The organism is Dyadobacter sp. CY351 (assembly GCF_021502625.1).
In the GTDB taxonomy this organism is placed as follows: domain Bacteria; phylum Bacteroidota; class Bacteroidia; order Cytophagales; family Spirosomataceae; genus Dyadobacter; species Dyadobacter chenhuakuii.
Map to the genome: position 1 here is coordinate 114,559 of NZ_JAKFFU010000012.1, position 18,579 is coordinate 133,137.

An 18,579-nucleotide genomic window follows, 5' to 3' on the forward strand; every position below is an offset into this window, starting at 1 on the left:
AATAGCTTGATTAGCAAAACTATGACACTTAATGCTTCACAAAAACCTGACTCAAAGCACCTCCCTTGATGATATACATTCCAGGTGATAAATCCTTAACATTAATGTGTGTTCTGGGCTTAACTACGCGCTTGTCAAGAACAGTTCGACCAAGCATATCTATAACTTGTAGACGCTCACTAACGTGCTCTGTTTCAACGAAAAGATCACCTATTGTAGGATTGGGATAGACGGATATATGGGAAGTCTTGGGAAGGTTGACATGAACCATCTTGCTGTAAGCAAATTTTCCGTCGTGATCGAGTTGTTTGAGGCGGTAATAGCTAGTGCCCGGGAGTGGGGCGCGGTCGGTATATTGATAGTTTTGAGTCGTGTCGGATCCGCTGCTATAAGGATTTACGAACGCAATCTTATCAAAATGCTTAGCATCGGCGCTGCGTTGAATTTCAAAACCCTTATTAACGGTTTCCTGACTGGTTGTCCATGTTAAAACTGCATTGTCATTTTCAGCACGAGCCTCGAATGTGACCAGCGTAACGGGGAGCACACCGTCCTTGCCAAGGCGAGATGCAAATATGCTGTCGTAGTCACCAAGCCAGACGATCACAAAGGCTCCATTATCATCAGTGGTGATTGCAACACCGCCCTGATCACTCTCGCCAATGGCAACCGGAATGCCGTTACTTTCCCATAGTAAAGTTCCGGAGCCATTCACGCGCTGGGCATACACGTCTCTGTGGTTATCTGTAACCCCGGCATTCCTGGCGTCAGTCCAACATATAACAGCACCACCCTCGCCGTCAGGCGTTATTTGTGGATTAACCTGATTAAAAGATTGCGGATAAACTGGTATGCCGTCGGCTGGCCATTGAGCCTGGCCGCTGGCATTTATCCGTTGCGCGTAAATGTTAGGAGGGCCATTTCTCGGATCTTCCCAAGCGATGATTGCCCCTCCTTGCGCATCACTGACAATATTAGCACGAGTCTGATCTCCATTTGCAGTACAAATGGGAAGTCCTCCAAAAGTCCATTGCGGTTGTCCATTCGAATTGATTTTTTGCGCATATAGGTTTCCGGAAGAATTACGCACGTCATACCAAACAGTTATTATTCCGCCATTGCCATCAGTTATAGATTCCAGTTGTCTTGCATTACCGTCAGTGAAATTGCCTAAAATAGTTCCTTCGGCCGCCCAGAGGGCGTTACCATTGTTATCTAATCGTTGGGCACGTATTTCACTTATTCCATCCTGCTGATATTCCCATGTTACAATTGCACCATTGTTTCCGTCGCTCACAATGTTTAGTAAAATTTTGTGATACTCGTCGTTGTTCGTTACCCTTGCACCATTGCTTTGCCACTGACTTACACCGCTTTCATTGATCCGTTGCATATAAACTTCACTAACTTCACCGAAAGCTCTTTCGCCACTCCATGCAATGATCGATCCACCGCTCCCATCACTTATGATCTTTACTTTATTAGCATAAGCGCATGGGTTACAAATATTTTGGCCATCGTTTTGCCACTGCATTTCACCGTTATCGTTAATCTTCTGGACATAGACATGTAATCCATCTCGGTTATCTGACCATGCGATGATAGCATTTCCATTTCCATCACTTGTCGATCCCATTTCCATAATGCTGGCGATCATTTCACCGTTACCCTGCATCGGGCGGACTATATGTCCTTCATTTTCATCCCACTTTGGCGAACCAGCTGTGGTAATGCGTTGTGCATAGATATTCGGGCCGAATGTCCGCCAATCTTCCCAGACAAGGAATGTTCCACCAGTATTATCTGTGTGAAGGGTAAAGTCCTCTATCGCGTTTGTCCCCTGGCGGATTAAATTTCCTTGTGTCGGATCTGTACTCCATTGTGCAAATCCAGTCAAACTGGCTAAAATAAGTCCGAGTATTTGTAATGTTATTTTCATAGTGCGAAAAGTGTTTATTTAAAAATGATCTAATATCACTTGCTATCAGATAGTTAAGGCATAAGTCAATGCTTTTTTACTTATGTCCTAAACGTCAACAATTTACGGGAGTTTGAAAAGATGCCTTTAACGAACGAAATTGGATATACGTGATCAGGGTTTTTCAATATTATTACCTATTTCTTCACAACCAACCGGCTCGTCTCAGTTCCATCTTTCAATCGGATGCGGATGATATAATTTCCCGGTGGAAGTTTCTCAACATTAATCTGCGTTGCTGCACCACTCTTTTCAAACACTTTCAGTCCGGAAATATCGAAAATGGCGATGTTTGCAGCATTGGCACCGTCTGCCAAATGTATTAATCCATCATTGCCGATCGGATTTGGAAATATGGAGGGTTCCATACCGTCGAATCTCAGCGTTTTGATCTTGCTGTAAGCGAATGTGCCATCCGTATCAATCATTTTCAAGCGATAGTAGCCCACTTTAAGATCAATATCCCGATCATAAAATTCATACGCTTCCTTCGCTACACCCACACTTCGCGCCGTCACCTGACCAATTTCGATCCAGTCTTTAACGGACGAACTTCGCTCTATGATGAATTTATCGCTGTTGATTTCTGCTGCTGTCGTCCATGTCAGTAATGCACTCATGCCTTCGGCCGCAGCTTCAAACGAAACCAACCGTACAGGAAGAGGATTGCCAGGATCTTCTTCTGCGAAAAGTGCTGCAAATTCATCAAACATGCCACTGGCTTTGAGCTTGCTGCTTGGAATGAATGTACCGTTTTGCAGTGACGCGTATAAAACCTTGGACGCTTGGTGATAATGTGCAAAGACGGCAAGTGAATCCACAGCCGTGGTCAGTAAGAAATCACCTTCCCAAACATCAGAAGCATCTGCAAACACCAATTGGTCTTCATCCGGCTTCGCAGGAACATTATCGCAATCATAAACCCAGATCGTTGCTGTTGATGTCGCGCTCAAATCTCTGCGGTTTGGATAAGTACGAACACAGGTAACTTCATAATGGTCCGCTTTTTCAGCCTGAAATTTAATCTGGTCGCCCGTGGTTGTAAAATATTGATTGGATGGCAAAACCGTCCAGTTATGCACATACTGCCCATTGGAAGCATTCTTCAAAGAGACCGTAATGTTTGCTGTGTTGTCCTCGGTCGTACGCTTCTTGCCAAATGGATAGCATGTGTTGAAAGGGACGATAACAGGAATTGGCGGAACGGGAAGCGCCGGGCAGGCTGCATTGCCGGATAGCAGGCCTTCGGCAAGACCAATGTCATTCCAATCAACGAATCGTGAGTCAACATGAGGCGTATTATTAGTATTGCCATAAATCGCAGCAAATGGCATTTGTGTGGGGTCAATAGATTCAAGATTTAGCATCTCTCGTTCAACCTGAGTCGCCCTCGGTCCTTGATAATCAATAGAGCTAAATGTTGGAACAAAGCAAAATACAAAATGGGTTTTCTTTCCAATTAACTTATTGGGAACGCCGGATTGTGTGCGTCCACCAGGAAGAAAATCATCGTTTAAAGCACTTAGGTAAGTCCTGTTAACAGCTTTTCTATTCCATAGATGTCCCCACGAAGCGAATTTGAACACACTGCTAGCTTTATTGATATCATTAGTATGAATGTCGATATTGGTGTTTTGCAGGCCTAATGGTGTCCAACTTAGTAGTAATCTGCTGCCATAATTATAGTTATTAAACAATGTACGGTCGCCCGCATCCATACTGCCATGGATTACGGCAATATTGCGGCAACTCTGGGGATAACCGCCATTTCCGAGTGCGGTGAGTTGCGTGCGGAAACTATCAAAGTCGGCGTGCTTCATGCCCGTATTTGGATGCGCTGCCTGATGTATCAATAGTTGCTTTGCAGCGGGTGTCCCCAATGCTTTGTAATAATTTCGCCAGCGCTTGGCAAAAAATTTGAGAATGAAGTTGGTAAGCATGGTTGGGTGCGCCTCATATGCCAGCTGCGTCAGCCCAACTGGCACATTCGCACCCTGATGCGGCGTATCGTAACAAAGCATCAGCTTTACGTGGTGTGCTTGTCCTGCATTTTCCATTTCCCGCAATGCCCACCTGGCAACCAACCCGCTCATGCTTTCACCGATAATGATGGATTCTGAATTGCCGGTCTTTTGCGCGTTTACAAGTTCGATGACCGCTTTTAAGACCTGTGCATTATCCTGAATAGCAGCTCGTCCGTCGTTGTAATCGAGCAGTACCAGATCGTAACCTTCAATCAAAAACTGGTTGAGCGGATCTTTATAATTTGTTTCAATGGCATCGAGATTTACATCCTGCCCCATGTCAAAACCTTCTGCAATAATGATGGGCTTGTCAAATATTTGATCGCATCCTTTAATAATGCGAATGGTGCCTCCTGCCAATGCTGTTCTGGCAGATGAATCCGAAGCGACAGATTGAAACGGCTTTGCAGTCACTTCCATTTCCATGTAAGGTTTTAGGCGTTCCATTTGCCTTACATTCACTTTCGTTTCAAAAAGATAATTAGTATTACCAATGGCAAAACGAATTCTTACTCTATGCTCGCCGATCGAATTAAAACGATGGGGAATTAACTTCTTTGTTACCGGATAATCGGTAAAGCCTCGCCCGTCAATGAAATCAATCTCCACAGAATCGATTTTGTCAGCATGGTTATCAATGTTTAGAGCTTCGTCCAGTAGAAAAGAAACATCGGACTGGTACAAATCTTCTTGCATTACTGCTGCAGATACGATTCTTACCTTTTCATATTTTGCAAAATCTACCGATTTTCCGGCTTTTTTAAGTGCTTCGTTTTTATTAAGCGCACCATCAGATAGATAAATGCCTTCGAGATTGATAAATGCAATCGGGATGATATTGCTTTTTGTAAGTTTTGCGGCATCCGTTTCAACAAGTTTTGCAAGTTCCGGAAGCCGATCCTGAGCGGGCCTCAGGTCTGTATCGACCAGTCTCTCATATAAATTCTGCCATTCCTCCGAAGACACCGGCTCAGGAGTTTTTCCTTGTTGTCTGTTTAAATTTTTGAAGTAATTAATTTCATTTTGATTAGTTAGGCCAGCATTAAGAAATAGCATTTGCCCAAGGCCGGAGAGGTCGAGACTGTTGATTTTTTGTTGCCGTAGCTGCTCGTAATCCTGAGCAAAAGTGATAGAAAAGACAAAAAGAAGGGCTGGAAGAAGACAATAGCGTCCTCTCCTTGCAGCAGCTGCAAAGTGATACATTTTAGTGTATGTTTAAGTGAGTGATTTGGTTATTTAGCGATTAACTGAAAGTCATACCTTGTTTTCCCGCCAATATCAAGGTTGCAGCAGTTCAGTGTTCTTATCTCATTTTTAAAGACCAAGTAGTCTTTAAAGTGTTTTCCAAATTTTGGATTTTTATTCAGTGAAAATGGGATTACCACATTTACCGAATGAGCTTGTCGGGGCACGTCAGCGACTAATTCGTAATGCCCGGTCTCATCTGTAAAAGCTTCATCAAAAATCTCGTACTTCACATGTTTAGACCCTTGGGCAGTCACCAAAATACTATCCACCGGCTCTCCATTCTGATCCGTAATCGTCCCATAAACCGTCGTCGTGCGGTCTTGTTTGAGAAAGCAGCTTTGGAGGTGAGTAATGGCTATCAAATGCATGAAAATGTATAGTACGCGTTTAGATAAGATTGATAAATCTCGCTGTATGTGTTTCATAGCGTGTTATTTAGGAATTAATTGAAAATCGTATTTAGTTTTTTCGCCTATTGATGCTGTGCAGCAGTTATTTGTTCTAACATCATTCTTTGTAGTGTGTTTTCCCTTATAATTATTCTGATACTTGGGATTTTTAGTTGGGTAAAACGGTATGACCAGAGCAAGAGTGCCAAATTTCTTGGGTACATCCATAACCATTTCGAAATAGCCATTCCGGTCGGAATATGTATGATTTAATGTTTCAAAAGTAAGGTAACGTGTGCCTTGCGCAATCACCATAATACTATCAACCGGCTTCCCATTCTGATCCGTAATCGTCCCGTAAACCGTGGTTGTGCGGTCTTGTTTGAGGAAGCAGCTGCTTAATGAGCATGTTACTAGCAGCAGCAAGACTGGTATAAGAGAAGATTTGAAATGAGATAAAAAGTAGTGTTGTTTCATACGCAATTCCGTTTCATGGTGAATGCCATCATTTAGCATTTAATAGAACGGAAGGTAGAAATAATTGCATCGCTTGGAATAAGCGATGATTCTCCGGTTAGGATCAGTAAATTAACGGTAACTAGTTGTAACCGTTGTTAACTCAAATGTGTTGAGGTAAGCATTTCAAAGCCACCTTTAACAAACGAATATACATATACGTGATCGCAATCTTTTATTGTTAATTTTGTTAAAGGTGGCTCCTGGATTTTACAGATCAACCTGGCGCTTGGATGCCGCGGATTCTAGGCCAGCTTCCAGAACCTGGATGATCTTTAAGCCGTCTGAAAAATCAGGCTTGATCGCCGTATCGTTTTCAATGGCTGCTACAAAATCCACGACAGCGTGCACAAATGAATGTTCATATCCTATAATGTGCCCGGCTGGCCACCAGTTTCCGGCATAAGGATGCGCTGCCTCGGTTGCCAGAATGGTCCGGAAACCTTGCTGCCCGCTTTCATCTTCCCGCGAAAAATATTGCAGCTCGTTCATCCTTTCCAGATCGAAACAGAGACTGCCCTTGCTTCCGTAGATCTCGAAAGTCAGCCTGTTTTTCCGGCCTGCGGCAAAACGCGTGGCTTCAAATGAGCCTATTGCACCGTTTTTAAACATCACCATCATCAATGCAGCGTCTTCCACGGTTACTTCACCCATTTCGGTGCCGACTTCGCCTGCCGTTAAGTTTCCGGTTGTTCCGCCACCTTCCACAATCGGGCGACTTTTAATGAAATTCGTGGTTAATGAGGAAACGCTTGCAATGTCGCCCACAAGATAATGTGCGAGGTCAACAGCATGTGAATTCAAGTCCCATTGTGGGCCGGCCTGTGCATATTCTTTTTGTAACTGCCAGGTTAATGGGAAGTTGGGGTCGATGATCCAGTCTTGCTGATAGGCACAGCGCCAATGGAAAATGCGGCCGATTTTGCCATCTTCAATCATCTTTTTGGCAAAAGAAACCGCCGGTGTTCTTCTGTAATTATGGTTGAGATAATGCCTGACATTGTTATCCTCACAGGCTTTCAGCATTTCCTCTGCTTGCTTGCTGTTCATGGAAAGCGGTTTTTCACAAAATATATGCTTGCCTTCCTTAGCAGCAGCGAGAGCGACCTCGTAATGCAGTTGCTGAGGCAGTGCAACGTCGATAATGTCAATATCTGGTCTGGAAACGAGCTTTTTCCAGTCGGTTTCTGTTTCTTCCCAGCCCCATTTTTCGGCAAATTCTTTCAGTGAACCTTCATGTCTGCCACATGCTGCTTTCAACACGGGCGTTGCGGGCATGTCAAAAAATTGCGGTGCTTTCTTCCAGGCGTTGCTGTGCGCGCGGCCCATAAACTTATAACCTACGATTCCAATATTCAGTTTTTTCATGCTTTAATTAAGCTGGATTTGCTTTTTTTACTTGAATTGTAATTATCAAAAATATTAAAATTTTGTTATTGCATTTAACATTGTAATTTCCGGCACTCAATAACACACTATATTTCATGAAGCAGCTTACGCAAAACCTGCGAACGGGGGAAACTTCGTTGCAGGAAGTCCCACCTCCGATTGTCCAGCCGGGTTATGTGCTGATCCAGACGCACAAAAGCCTGATCTCAGCAGGAACCGAGCGCGCATTGATCCGTTTCTCAAAAGCAAATCCATTTCAAAAGGCAAAATTACAGCCTGACAAATTCCTGCTTGCCATCCAGAAAATAAGATCCGATGGCTTGATCTCTGCAATCAAAAGCATATCTAACAGGCTCGCTCAGCCCATTCCATTAGGTTACTGCAATGTGGGACACGTTTTAGAAATAGGCGAAGGCGTGCAGGACATTCAAGTCGGAGACCGGATTGTGAGCAACGGGCCGCATGCAGAAATGGTTTGCATTCCAAGAAATCTACTGGCAAAAATTCCTGCGAATGTTGCTGATGATCAGGCAGTTTTTACTGTAATGACGTCCATTGGACTGAATGCGGTCCGGCTCGTGTCTCCTTCCCTGGGAGAGACTGTTGTTGTGATCGGGATGGGACTTATTGGCTTGCTGACTGCCGAAATGCTGAAAATCAGCGGATGTAATGTAATTGGCATTGAGACGAACGAGGAAAGGCTCAAAGTGTCCGTTTCGAGAGGTTTTGCAGCTATTAACCCAAATTCACTAAGCCCTGAACATTGCATCAAAAGCCTCACAAACGGCTTTGGTGCCGACGCCGTCATCATTGCCACTGCTTCTCAATCTGATCATATTTTATCGCAAGCAGCACGGCTTACGCGAAAACGAGGTAAAATTGTATTGATCGGAACGGCTGATCTTCGGATCAACCGCTCGGATTTTTATGAAAAAGAATTGACATTCCAGGTTTCTTGCTCCTACGGGCCGGGTCGCTATGATGCGGAGTATGAGCAAAATGGTAATGAATATCCGCACGGTTATGTCCGTTGGACAGAGAACCGCAACTTTCAGGCAGTGCTTCATTTGATGTCGAACGGCTCGTTCAATCCTTCCTATTTGATTGGTGGAAATTTCCCGCTAAACAATTTTAAGGCTGCCTATGCAAATCTAGATGCTCAAAAAAGCATCGCGGTGATCCTGGATTATCCTGAAACATGCTCGTCAAAAAGATCAATTCAGTTATTCAGGCAAAGTTTTTCGGGAAATGATGGGGTAATCGGCATCATAGGGGCCGGGCATTACACCTCGGCAACGTTGCTTCCGCTATTGAAAAATGCGTCGATCAAGCACATTGTCAGCGCAAACGGATTATCGGCGGCCAATCTGGCCCGTAAATACAACATTGCATTTTGCGGAACGGATTATCAGGATGTGCTCGGTGATCCGGAAGTTGATCTGGTGATGATTACAACGCGGCATAACCTGCATGCGCAAATGGCTTGTGATGCTGTAAAGGCCGGAAAGCATGTTTTTGTCGAAAAGCCTCTGGCTATTTGCCAAGACGAACTAAGTGCGTTTACCAACGTTTTTCAACACGAAAACCCAGCGAATGTATCGGTTACAGTCGGGTTTAACCGACGCTTCTCACCACATGTACAGCAGATGAAAAGCTTGCTGGGAGATGCTGTGATGAATATTGTTATCAATGTTAATGCGGGTTTTGTCCCGCAAAATGCATGGATACATGATCGACAAACCGGGGGTGGCCGGATCCTGGGAGAAGCTTGCCATTTTATTGATTTGATTGCATTTCTGGCGGGAAGCAGAATTGAGTCGGTTTGCACGAATGCGATGATGCCAAACCCGGCTGCAACGACTGATAATGCTTCGATTTTGCTCAAATGCGAAAATGGCTCAACAGGGGTCGTCAATTATTTTTCAAACGGGCATTCCCATTATCCCAAAGAACGCATTGAGGTCCATGCATCCGGACGCACCTTGATCCTGGATAATTTCAAAACCTTGCATGGTTACGGTTTCAAGCACTTTTCCAGGTTGAAAACCAGCCAGAACAAGGGGCATAGGGAGGCATTCAAAACGCTGCTGGACTTTATCAGAAATGGAGGAAACGCACCGATTCCGTTTGAAGATATCATAAATACAACGGAAGCCACATTAGCAGCATTGGAAAGTCTGAAACTGAAAACCTGGATTAACATATGATCCAGATTTTCAAAAATATGGGCTTTCGATATGTTCTTTGCCGCATTTGGCACGAATTCCAGCGCGGCACAGGATTGCTAATGCTTCGCTTTCCGGTTCACAGAAGGCCTTTGCCGCATTTTTCAAAGGAAGATTGGCTCGATCAAAACATTCACTTTCCACTTGATCCCGCCAGAACAGATTTAATACAAAACACAGCGTCGTCCAGCTTGCAGGAAAGGGTTGAGCACATCCGGCGAAACCGCTTTCTTTTTTTCCACAACCGGTGGTACACAGTTCCCGATTGGCATACAAATCCTGAAAATGGATTTAAATACAATAAAAATACCCATTGGAGCGCAATTCCAACGCTTCCAAAAGAGGCAGGAGACATTAAATATGTCTGGGAAAAATCGCGTTTCTGCTTCCTTTTTGATCTTTTGCGCTATGATTATCATTTTCAAAAAGATCAATCTGAACTCGTCTTTGCATTGATTTTAGACTGGATCGATCAAAATCCTGTCAACCGTGGCCCGAACTGGATTTGCAGCCAGGAAATTTCATTACGCGTTTTCAACTGGACTGCTGCTTTACATTATTATAAAAATTCAGAAACACTTTCGGCCGAGATTTTCAAAAAGATTACGCAAAGCATTTACGACCAGATGAGGCATGTGGCAGACCACATTCATTTTTCAAGGAATGTGGTCAGAAATAATCACGCATTGACCGAGACGTTGGCCTTGTATGTGATAGGATACGCTTTTCCGCAGTTTCCGGAAAGCTTGAAATGGAAAATCAACGGTAAAAAATGGTTTGAAAAAGAAATCGCTTACCAGATTTACCCGGACGGGACATTTCTCCAATTCTCAATGAACTACCACCGCGTGGCCGTGCAATTGCTGACTTTGGCCATACAAGTGGCTGAGTCGGACGGGGAAAAATTCGATGATGTGATTTACGATCGTGCGCGAAAATCGCTTCGGTTTTTGCAGACCTGTCAGGATGATGTGAGCGGATGGCTTCCTAATTATGGCAATAACGATGGCGCATTGTTTTTCCCGCTCGCAGACACCCATTTTCGGGATTTTCGCCCGCAATTAACTGCGCTTAGCAAGGTTATAGGAGATGATCCTGATTTCAAACCTACGTCCATAACAGCTTTTGAAAACGGCGGATATTATATAGTCCGCGATCAAAACGCATTGACCTTCCTACGCTGCGGCACGTACACAAACCGGCCTTTTCAGGCCGATCACCTGCATTTGGACCTTTGGGCAAATGGTAAAAACATCATGCGCGACGCCGGTTCATTTTCTTACAACACAGAAGGTAAATGGACAAAATATTTCAATGGGAGCGCCTCGCACAATACGGTCATGCTGGGAGATTTTGATCAGATGAAAAAAGGCCCGCGTTTTATTTGGTTTGGCTGGATCAAGAAAACGTCAGGGTTTGTAACTGAACGGGTTAATGCATTCGAAATTGAGGCGGAATTTGAGGGCTTTTATCATTTGGGCAAAGGCATCAAACATCACCGCCGCGTTACAAAGTCAAAAAAATGGCATCAATGGATCATTGAAGACCGGATGGAAAATGCTCCAAGACACCTTCCTATGCATCAAATCTGGCATCCTTGCCCGGATTTCTTTGAACATTATGATATGATTTCCTCTGATAAAGAGGGATCTATCATTGAATTTGAGGAAACAGAAGGCTGGTATTCCGGCACTTACGGAAGTAAGGAGTTTTGTCGAAGATTGGTGTTTTCGACGTTTAGCGGATTCATCAGGACGGTGATTTCAGAAAAAGGACTTTATGAGACAAATGCACATTCTTTTGATCCACCAATATTTTCTTGAAGACAATGATGGCGGCGGGTCGCGGTGGAACGAGATGAGCCGGATTTGGGTCGAAGCGGGACATAGGGTGACAGTTCTGGCTGGAACAACGCATTATATGAAAGGCAATTTGTCCTCTCCGGGTCAGAAAAGTTTTGTAATGCAGACAAATCGAAATGGAGTGAAAGTTGTTCGCTGTTATGTTCCTACGTCTACTGGTAATGGCTTCATAGCAAGGCTTTTGGCGCAGTTTTCGTTTGTTTTTTCGGCAATTTGGGGTGGAGCTTTTTATTTAAAGGGAGAATATGATGTGGTGCTTTCTACGTCGCCGCCTTTGTTTGTGGGCATTGCTGGTTTGGTGATTTCCTGGATTAAAAAAGCTAAGTTCATTTTGGAAATCAGGGACTTATGGCCAGAGTCAGCCGTGGAGACGGGTGTTTTGCAAAGTAAGCCATTGATAAAGGCAGCATTTAGGCTTGAAAAGTTTCTGTATCACCATGCAGAAGCCGTTACTGGGGTGACGCCGGCATTCAAAACCATTCTGATACATCAAAAGAATGTTCAGCCCGAAAAAATCTGGCTCATTCCCAATGCGGCTGATTTTACCTTTTCAGATAATCTGGATACAGATTTTGACAGGGTTGCATTCCGAAAGTCGCTTGGGTTGGACCATTGTTTCATCATTATTTACGTTGGTGCGCACGGCATAGCCAATCATTTGATGCAACTCATCGACGCGGCTGAAATTTTGAAGGAGACTGCCACGCATTTTCTGCTCATTGGCGACGGTCCGGATAAAAAGAAGCTGGTGGCCCAGGCAAGGCACAAAAAACTGGGCAATGTTACATTTATCAATACAGTTTCAAAGTCGGACATTTTCAAATACATCCTCGCGGCCGACGCAGGCACTTCTGTTTTGAAACGAACCGAAATTTTTAAAACCATTTACAGCAACAAGACTTTCGATTATTTCGCCTGCCAAAAACCCGTTTTGCTTGCTATCGATGGGATATCGAGACAGCTGATTGAGGATGCGCAAGCGGGACTTTACATTGAACCCGAGAATCCGGGTGATTTTGCAAAAAAGGTTTTACTATATCTCGAAGATCCCGCTCTCGCGGAGCTTCACGGTCGCAATGGCTATGTGTATGCACGCCAATTTTTTGACCGTGCGCATTTGGCTCAGAAATACTTGCAATACATTGAAAATATGCAGGGAACGCAGTCTCAAACCGCGCCATAACAGGAACCGAAAGCGCTTTCAAAGGGTTTTTTAATAAAGAAATCAAATGAAAAACGTAGCAGATCTCTTTCCATTGGCCGTCACTGAAAATGCATATTCCTACGCAGATTATATGCGCTTAATGGAAAAAGTTGTCTTGGAAAAAAGGACAACCGGCGAAAAACAATCCGAAGATCTTAACCATTATACCAGGCTGAACCTGGCCCGGATGCAGCGCCTGAACAAGACAGTGGTGGTGACGGAAGAGTTGAAAGAAACCATTAACAACGTTACGATCCCGCAGACCTGGTATATTCTGACGGAAGCGTGGTGTGGTGATGCTTCACAAAATATCCCGCCCATTGTTGCGGCGACATTAACTAATCCGCTGATCACAGTCAAAATTTTATTGCGTGATGAAAATCCGACGATCATGGACGCTTATCTGACCAACGGCGGAAAATCGATTCCTAAATTGATTGCTGTAGACGAGGATTTTAATGAGCTTTTCACATGGGGACCGCGGCCGGAAGAAGGACAGGAAATGATGAGGGCTTATAAGGCCAATCCGGTAAAAAGTTATCAGGAATTTTCGGAAGAAATGCAGCGCTGGTATATCGCAGACAAGTCGCTGAGCTTGCAGCGGGAATTACGGGTGCTATTGGAAGGTGTTTGGTTGAAAAATGAGTTTTAAAAATCAGTTTAGTCTATATTTGCGATAGGCAGAATAAGCTTAGTAAAATTATACAAAGGGGTTTGTCGACGTATTTTAAAAACATATCGGAAGGAATCAGCACCACAGTGACCGGAATGCGGCTGACGCTGAGGCATTTGTGGAATGCACGGAAGCGCCGTAAAATGGTGGATATCCGTTCAGACGATTTTTTTGGAGGGCAGGAGGGGATGGTTACGATCCAGTATCCGCAGGAAACCATTCCGATCCCCGACAATGGCCGCTATCGTTTGCACAATGAAATCGACGATTGCATTGTCTGCGATAAATGTGTGAAAGTTTGCCCGGTCGATTGTATTGACATTGAGCCGATTAAGGCAATAGAGGAAATTGGAAAAGCATCTGATGGATCGTCGATCCGATTGTATGCCGCGAAGTTCGACATTGATATGGCGAAATGCTGTTACTGCGGACTCTGCACGACAGTTTGCCCGACGGAATGTCTTACCATGACCAAAACGTTCGATTACAGTGAGTTGGACGTTCGGGATATGGTTTACAATTATACCAATCTGACGCCCGAAGAAGCAGATGAGAAACGCCGCCTGCTTGAACAATTCCAGAAAGAAAAAGAAGCATTAAAAGCAGCTCCGAAACCGGCTGTGACGGCTGAAAAACCAGCGGCAAGTCCGGCAAGGCCTGTGTTTAAGCCGGGTATTAAGCCGAAAGTGCAGGATACTGAACCCGAGGCAAAAGAGGAAGCGCCGGTTGCAAAACCACCACGCCCGGCTTTCTTACCAAAGAAACCAGCGCCTGCTGCGGAAAAGACGGAGCCTGTTAATGTTGATCCGGTTAATGCAGAGCCGGTCAATGCAGAGCCGGTTAATGTTAATCCGGTTAATGCCGATCTGGTAATTAATGCCGATCCGGTAATTAAGGAAGAAACGTTCGAAGCGAAAGTTGAGGAGGCGCCAAAGCCGGCACCGAAACTGCCTTTCAGGCCATCCATGAAACCGAAGGTTGCCTCACAAGAAAAGGCCGATGTAGTTCCTGCGGATGTTGTTCCTAGTGAGGAAGTTAGCCCAGCGGAAGCTCCCAAACCAGCAGCACGGCCAGTTTTCAAGCCAACGATGAAACCGAAGTCTAAAGAATAGCATTGATCTACATGGAAATTGCAGCATTTTATGGGTTTTCACTTCTCGCAATCATTGCTGCGCTTTTCATATTATTTTCCAAAAGCCTCATTTATGGTGCATTTGCACTGTTCCTGGCTTTTTTAGGCGTTGCAGCATTATACATTCTGGCCGGCGCGGACTTTCTTGGCGTAACGCAGATCATGATTTACGTTGGCGGGATCCTGGTTTTATTGATCTTCGGGATCATGCTTACGCAGAAAAAGAAAAGCGACGATTCGCAGCATCATAATCGTGTTGAAATCCTGCTCAGTCGTGAAGTTTGGGGGTTTTTGCTCGGTGCAGGCGTTTTCGTGATGCTCGTGAAAATCATTTCGTCCGCAAATTTCAAGATGACTGGCGATCTGATCAGCAGCCGGTCCACCATTAAGACGATTGGCGTGGAACTCATGACCAGCCATCTGCTCCCGTTCGAAATCGCTGCTATTTTATTACTGGTTGCCTTGGTTGGCGCTGCCTATCTCGCTATGAACCGTAATCCTGCGCCATGACCTCCATTCCGTTACATCATTTTCTTATCGTTGCTGCTGCACTTTTTTGCATTGGTCTTGCCATTGCTGTCACAAAACGACATTTTATCGGCATATTGCTGGGGATCGAATTAATGCTGAATGCAGTGAATATCAATCTGGTAGCATTCAGTCAGTATGATCCGGAACGGTTGAGCGGGCAGCTTTTTTCGCTTTTTGTCATTGTGGTGGCTGCGGCCGAAGTGGCTATTGCGCTGGCGATAATCTTACGCGTTTATGGTCATTATCAAACGGTTGACCCGGACGAAGTGGATGAACTGAAGAAGTAAATTTGTATTGAAACATTTGTTGCATGCACTGGATTTTCCTCTTTTTAGCTTTCTTGATTGGCATCAGCAACGCGGTTCAGTCCGGCGTGAATGTGCAATTGCGTGAGTCATTCAACAATCCGATTTTAGCGGCATTGACATCCTTTTTCGTGGGTTTCGTAGTGCTGTTGATTGCATTCGCCTGTTTTAATCAAAACCCCATTCCCAGCATTTCAGATATTAAGCAGGTTTCCTGGACAAGGTTTATGGGAGGCGTTTTGGGCGCTTTTTATGTGCTTACTGTGATTTTTATAGTGAGAAATATTGGTCCCGCTAATATGATCTGCCTGGTTGTGGCCGGCCAGATGATCGCCGCCATTGCTATTGATCATTACGGTTTGCAAGGATTTGCCGTGCATCCGATCACATTACCGCGCATTGCCGGGGCTATTTTGTTAGTTGCTGGCGTTTACCTGATTCTGAAAAACTAAAAAAGCGATCCGTTTCCGAATCGCTTTGAGAAATGTTGTAAATCAGCTAGTTAAGGAACCCTTGTAAACACGAAAAGATCCATAAAAACCCATTTGTTATCCTCCATTTTCCCGCGCTGAATAACCAGCTGGTTCTGCGAGCGTCTTTCGTAAATAATCCGCACAGAAACGTCATCTTTCTCAAATAATGCCTGATTCTTCTTGGCTTCGATGAAATTGTAAGTGTCCGAAACGTTTTTTTCTTCCAATGCAATGAGCCCTGGCTTGAAATGTTTCACGCGTGCGATCGGGCCTTTCTCGCCTGGTTCGAATGCAAATACTTCATACAGAGCAGGTTTATCATCCTTGATCATGCGAATGTAACCCATAATGTTGTTTCCCTCGGGCGCTGTCCAGCCAGCTTCAATAGGGCCGCCGTTGTAAGTGCCTTTCCAATGTCCTTCCAGAAAACTGAGGTCATTAAGGCTGCCGGTGGTGGTTTGTGCGTTTGCAAAATTTGTAAGCACGCAAAGGGCAAAAAGTAGGGAACACGCTTTCAGCAATGTCATTTTAGTAGATTGCATCATTAGGATTTAGGTTTAAATAAATTTCGGATCAGACATTCTCCGGAGGTTCCAATTTCTATAAAAATAGCTGAAATACAAAAAAAGAGCCGTTGCAAATGTGCAGCTGCTCTTCCTACTTCTATATTTTATACTTAATAAGCTCTTTCCAATTTTCCTTCATGTGAATTGGCAAATGCTTTGTTAACCACTTTGTTACCGCCTAATGTTGGATAATTTCCGGTAAAATACCAGTCTCCCAAATGTTGCGGACAAGCCTTATGTAAATTCTCAACAGTCTGGAAAACAACGGAAAGCTCAGCATTCAGATCTTTCGGACGAATGATCTCAGCAATTTTGTTTGAAATCTCCTGATCTGTAAAAGGCTCGTAAAGTGCCTTTACAAAATTGGTATGATATGGATTTTTGGTTGCGATAGAAGTTACACTGTGCATATAAGTATCTTCCAGCAAATATTCCAGATCACGTTCTTCGAGCAATTTGAGCACCGCCCTGAAAGCAACGAAATCCTTCATTTTCGACATATCTATTCCGTAGCAATCCGGGAAACGGATTTGCGGAGCGGATGATGCCACAACAATTTTCTTAGGACTTAACCGGTCCAGCATTGTCAGAATGCTCTTTTCAAGCGTTGTTCCGCGAACAATGGAGTCGTCGATAATCACAACCGTATCCACATTCTTACGAACCACTTCAAATGTGGTGTCGTAAACGCTGGAAACCATATCGTCACGCAAAGCGTCGGCTGTAATAAACGTCCGCGACTTTACATCTTTGGTTACCAGCTTCTCAATTCTCGGTCTGAAAGAAAGCAGTTTTTCAAGGTCGGCTTCGAAAAGAATGCCTTCCATAATGGCTTGCTTACGCTTTTTGGAAAGATATTCTTCCAAACCTTCTATCATTCCCAAAAACGCCGTTTCAGCCGTGTTCGGGATGTAAGAGAAGATTGTATTTTCAAGGTCGTAATTGACCTCTTTCAGTATTTGCGGGATTAAAAGCTTGCCCAATTGCTTGCGCTCGTTGTAAATATCCGGGTCAGTTCCGCGTGAGAAATAAATCCTTTCAAAGCTGCAAGACCGTTTTTCAAGCTGTGGCAAGATTGGGAATTCATTGTATTCACCGTTTTTGTCAACGATTAAAGCTGAGCCCGGTGTAATTTCCTGAATCTGATTATAATCAACATTGAAAGCAGCCTTAATTGCTTGTTTTTCAGAGGCAACGACAACTACTTCATCATCGGCATAGTAGAATGCAGGACGAATTCCGGCTGGATCACGGATCACAAATGAAGCACCGTAACCAGTTAATCCGCACATGGCATAACCTCCGTCAAAGTCCCTGCACGATCTGTAAAGCAGACGCGGCAAGTCGATATTCTCTTCTATAACGTCGGAAAGTGTCGGATTTTCGTAAATTCCTTTGAAGCGTTCGAACACTCTTTGATTCTCTTCATCCAGGAAATGTCCTATTTTCTCCATCACCGTCACAGTATCCACTTTTTCTTTTGGGTGCTGGCCGAGTGAGACAAGTTTTCCAAAGAGCTCGTCCACATTAGTCATGTTGAAATTCCCCGCCATGACCAGGTTGCGGCTTCTCCAGTTGCTCTGGCGCAGCATAGGGTGGCAGTTCTCAACTTCATTGGACCCGTGCGTTCCGTAACGCAAATGACCCAGCCAAACCTCGCCTGTAAAAGCCAGGTTTTCCTGCAACCATTTGCCATCATTGGCGCGGTCTCTATGGTTCTTTAAACCCTTGCGGAATTTCTTGTGGATTTTGGAAAAAATATCCGTAAGTGGTTGAGGCTCTACGGATCTGTATCTGCTGATGTATCGTTTCCCTGGCGGGACATCTATCTTGATATTGGCTACTCCGGCTCCATCCTGTCCCCGGTTTACCTGTTTTTCCATCATTACCGAAAGCTTGTGGACTGCGTATAGCGGTGTCTCGTACTTGTCGATGTAGTATTGATAAGGCTTTCTAAGACGGATAAGTGCTATGCCGCACTCATGCTTAATGGCGTCGCTCATATGAAGAGTTATGCGTTAGAAATATTATTATTTGCTGTATGCAAATTGTATTCCCTGAATA

At 44.3% G+C, this 18,579-nt stretch carries 15 protein-coding genes; 8 read left to right on the forward strand and 7 right to left on the reverse strand.

All coding sequences use genetic code 11. The features are described from left to right. Positions 1–28 precede the first annotated feature (28 nt). The 5 genes from L0660_RS21105 to L0660_RS21125 all read right to left on the reverse strand — a co-directional run bounded on the left by L0660_RS21105 (position 29) and on the right by L0660_RS21125 (position 7,523). The gene (locus tag L0660_RS21105; RefSeq protein WP_235161213.1) at positions 29–1,939 is read right to left on the reverse strand and encodes a T9SS type A sorting domain-containing protein; all 1,911 of its coding nucleotides are present in this window, start codon (positions 1,937–1,939) and stop codon (positions 29–31) included. Positions 1,940–2,115: 176 nt separating this feature from the next. Continuing rightward, the gene (locus tag L0660_RS21110) at positions 2,116–5,205 is read right to left on the reverse strand and encodes a T9SS type A sorting domain-containing protein (protein WP_235161214.1); all 3,090 of its coding nucleotides are present in this window, start codon (positions 5,203–5,205) and stop codon (positions 2,116–2,118) included. A gap of 29 nt (positions 5,206–5,234) precedes the next feature. After that, the gene (locus L0660_RS21115; RefSeq protein WP_235161215.1) at positions 5,235–5,675 is read right to left on the reverse strand and encodes a carboxypeptidase-like regulatory domain-containing protein; all 441 of its coding nucleotides are present in this window, start codon (positions 5,673–5,675) and stop codon (positions 5,235–5,237) included. 6 nt (positions 5,676–5,681) lie between these two features. After that, positions 5,682–6,116, reverse strand: a complete 435-nt coding sequence (locus L0660_RS21120; RefSeq protein ID WP_235161216.1) for a hypothetical protein — start codon at positions 6,114–6,116, stop codon at positions 5,682–5,684. A gap of 249 nt (positions 6,117–6,365) precedes the next feature. After that, positions 6,366–7,523 carry a Gfo/Idh/MocA family protein gene (locus L0660_RS21125; RefSeq protein ID WP_235161217.1) on the reverse strand — a complete coding sequence of 386 codons (1,158 nt, stop codon included), beginning with the start codon at positions 7,521–7,523 and terminating at the stop codon, positions 6,366–6,368. 116 nt (positions 7,524–7,639) lie between these two features. Between L0660_RS21125 and L0660_RS21130 the strand changes: the two genes are divergently transcribed. The 8 genes from L0660_RS21130 (at position 7,640) to L0660_RS21165 (ending at position 15,928) form a co-directional block, all read left to right on the forward strand. Then, entirely contained in the window at positions 7,640–9,751 is a 2,112-nt protein-coding gene (locus tag L0660_RS21130; protein WP_235161218.1) for a bi-domain-containing oxidoreductase, read from the forward strand. Next, positions 9,748–11,592, forward strand: coding sequence for an alginate lyase family protein (locus tag L0660_RS21135; protein WP_235161219.1), 1,845 nt, complete (start codon positions 9,748–9,750; stop codon positions 11,590–11,592). The genes L0660_RS21130 and L0660_RS21135 overlap by 4 nt, the downstream gene beginning before the upstream one ends. After that, the gene (locus L0660_RS21140; protein WP_235161220.1) at positions 11,549–12,814 is read left to right on the forward strand and encodes a glycosyltransferase family 4 protein; all 1,266 of its coding nucleotides are present in this window, start codon (positions 11,549–11,551) and stop codon (positions 12,812–12,814) included. The genes L0660_RS21135 and L0660_RS21140 overlap by 44 nt, the downstream gene beginning before the upstream one ends. A gap of 46 nt (positions 12,815–12,860) precedes the next feature. Next, positions 12,861–13,487 carry a thioredoxin family protein gene (locus L0660_RS21145; RefSeq protein ID WP_235161221.1) on the forward strand — a complete coding sequence of 209 codons (627 nt, stop codon included), beginning with the start codon at positions 12,861–12,863 and terminating at the stop codon, positions 13,485–13,487. A 62-nt stretch (positions 13,488–13,549) separates the two neighbouring features. Then, positions 13,550–14,620, forward strand: a complete 1,071-nt coding sequence (locus tag L0660_RS21150) for a 4Fe-4S dicluster domain-containing protein (RefSeq protein ID WP_235161222.1) — start codon at positions 13,550–13,552, stop codon at positions 14,618–14,620. Positions 14,621–14,631: 11 nt separating this feature from the next. Further along, positions 14,632–15,150: an NADH-quinone oxidoreductase subunit J gene (locus tag L0660_RS21155; RefSeq protein ID WP_235161223.1), complete on the forward strand. Its 519-nt coding sequence runs from the start codon at positions 14,632–14,634 to the stop codon at positions 15,148–15,150. Next, complete coding sequence (gene nuoK / locus L0660_RS21160) at positions 15,147–15,458, forward strand: NADH-quinone oxidoreductase subunit NuoK (RefSeq protein WP_255711310.1); 312 nt, start codon at positions 15,147–15,149, stop codon at positions 15,456–15,458. Before L0660_RS21155 ends, nuoK begins: the two co-directional genes overlap by 4 nt. A gap of 23 nt (positions 15,459–15,481) precedes the next feature. Further along, positions 15,482–15,928 carry a DMT family transporter gene (locus tag L0660_RS21165; RefSeq protein WP_233794821.1) on the forward strand — a complete coding sequence of 149 codons (447 nt, stop codon included), beginning with the start codon at positions 15,482–15,484 and terminating at the stop codon, positions 15,926–15,928. 50 nt (positions 15,929–15,978) lie between these two features. On the opposite strand, the gene L0660_RS21170 is transcribed toward L0660_RS21165, so the two are convergent. Together L0660_RS21170 and L0660_RS21175 are read right to left on the reverse strand one after the other, a co-directional pair. Beyond that, on the reverse strand, positions 15,979–16,494 hold the full coding sequence (locus L0660_RS21170) for a DUF6265 family protein (RefSeq protein WP_235161224.1): 516 nt from the start codon (positions 16,492–16,494) through the stop codon (positions 15,979–15,981). 131 nt (positions 16,495–16,625) lie between these two features. Next, complete coding sequence (locus tag L0660_RS21175) at positions 16,626–18,518, reverse strand: amidophosphoribosyltransferase (RefSeq protein WP_233794823.1); 1,893 nt, start codon at positions 18,516–18,518, stop codon at positions 16,626–16,628. Positions 18,519–18,579 lie beyond the last annotated feature (61 nt).

What these genes read in the sequence shown, in the direction of transcription:
- L0660_RS21105 (WP_235161213.1), bottom strand. Translation starts at nt 1,939, where the DNA reads ATGAAAATAACATTACAAATACTCGGACTTATTTTAGCCAGTTTGACT.
- L0660_RS21110 (WP_235161214.1), bottom strand. Translation starts at nt 5,205, where the DNA reads ATGTATCACTTTGCAGCTGCTGCAAGGAGAGGACGCTATTGTCTTCTT.
- L0660_RS21115 (WP_235161215.1), bottom strand. Translation starts at nt 5,675, where the DNA reads ATGAAACACATACAGCGAGATTTATCAATCTTATCTAAACGCGTACTA.
- L0660_RS21120 (WP_235161216.1), bottom strand. Translation starts at nt 6,116, where the DNA reads ATGAAACAACACTACTTTTTATCTCATTTCAAATCTTCTCTTATACCA.
- L0660_RS21125 (WP_235161217.1), bottom strand. Translation starts at nt 7,523, where the DNA reads ATGAAAAAACTGAATATTGGAATCGTAGGTTATAAGTTTATGGGCCGC.
- L0660_RS21130 (WP_235161218.1), top strand. Translation starts at nt 7,640, where the DNA reads ATGAAGCAGCTTACGCAAAACCTGCGAACGGGGGAAACTTCGTTGCAG.
- L0660_RS21135 (WP_235161219.1), top strand. Translation starts at nt 9,748, where the DNA reads ATGATCCAGATTTTCAAAAATATGGGCTTTCGATATGTTCTTTGCCGC.
- L0660_RS21140 (WP_235161220.1), top strand. Translation starts at nt 11,549, where the DNA reads ATGAGACAAATGCACATTCTTTTGATCCACCAATATTTTCTTGAAGAC.
- L0660_RS21145 (WP_235161221.1), top strand. Translation starts at nt 12,861, where the DNA reads ATGAAAAACGTAGCAGATCTCTTTCCATTGGCCGTCACTGAAAATGCA.
- L0660_RS21155 (WP_235161223.1), top strand. Translation starts at nt 14,632, where the DNA reads ATGGAAATTGCAGCATTTTATGGGTTTTCACTTCTCGCAATCATTGCT.
- nuoK (WP_255711310.1), top strand. Translation starts at nt 15,147, where the DNA reads ATGACCTCCATTCCGTTACATCATTTTCTTATCGTTGCTGCTGCACTT.
- L0660_RS21165 (WP_233794821.1), top strand. Translation starts at nt 15,482, where the DNA reads ATGCACTGGATTTTCCTCTTTTTAGCTTTCTTGATTGGCATCAGCAAC.
- L0660_RS21170 (WP_235161224.1), bottom strand. Translation starts at nt 16,494, where the DNA reads ATGATGCAATCTACTAAAATGACATTGCTGAAAGCGTGTTCCCTACTT.
- L0660_RS21175 (WP_233794823.1), bottom strand. Translation starts at nt 18,518, where the DNA reads ATGAGCGACGCCATTAAGCATGAGTGCGGCATAGCACTTATCCGTCTT.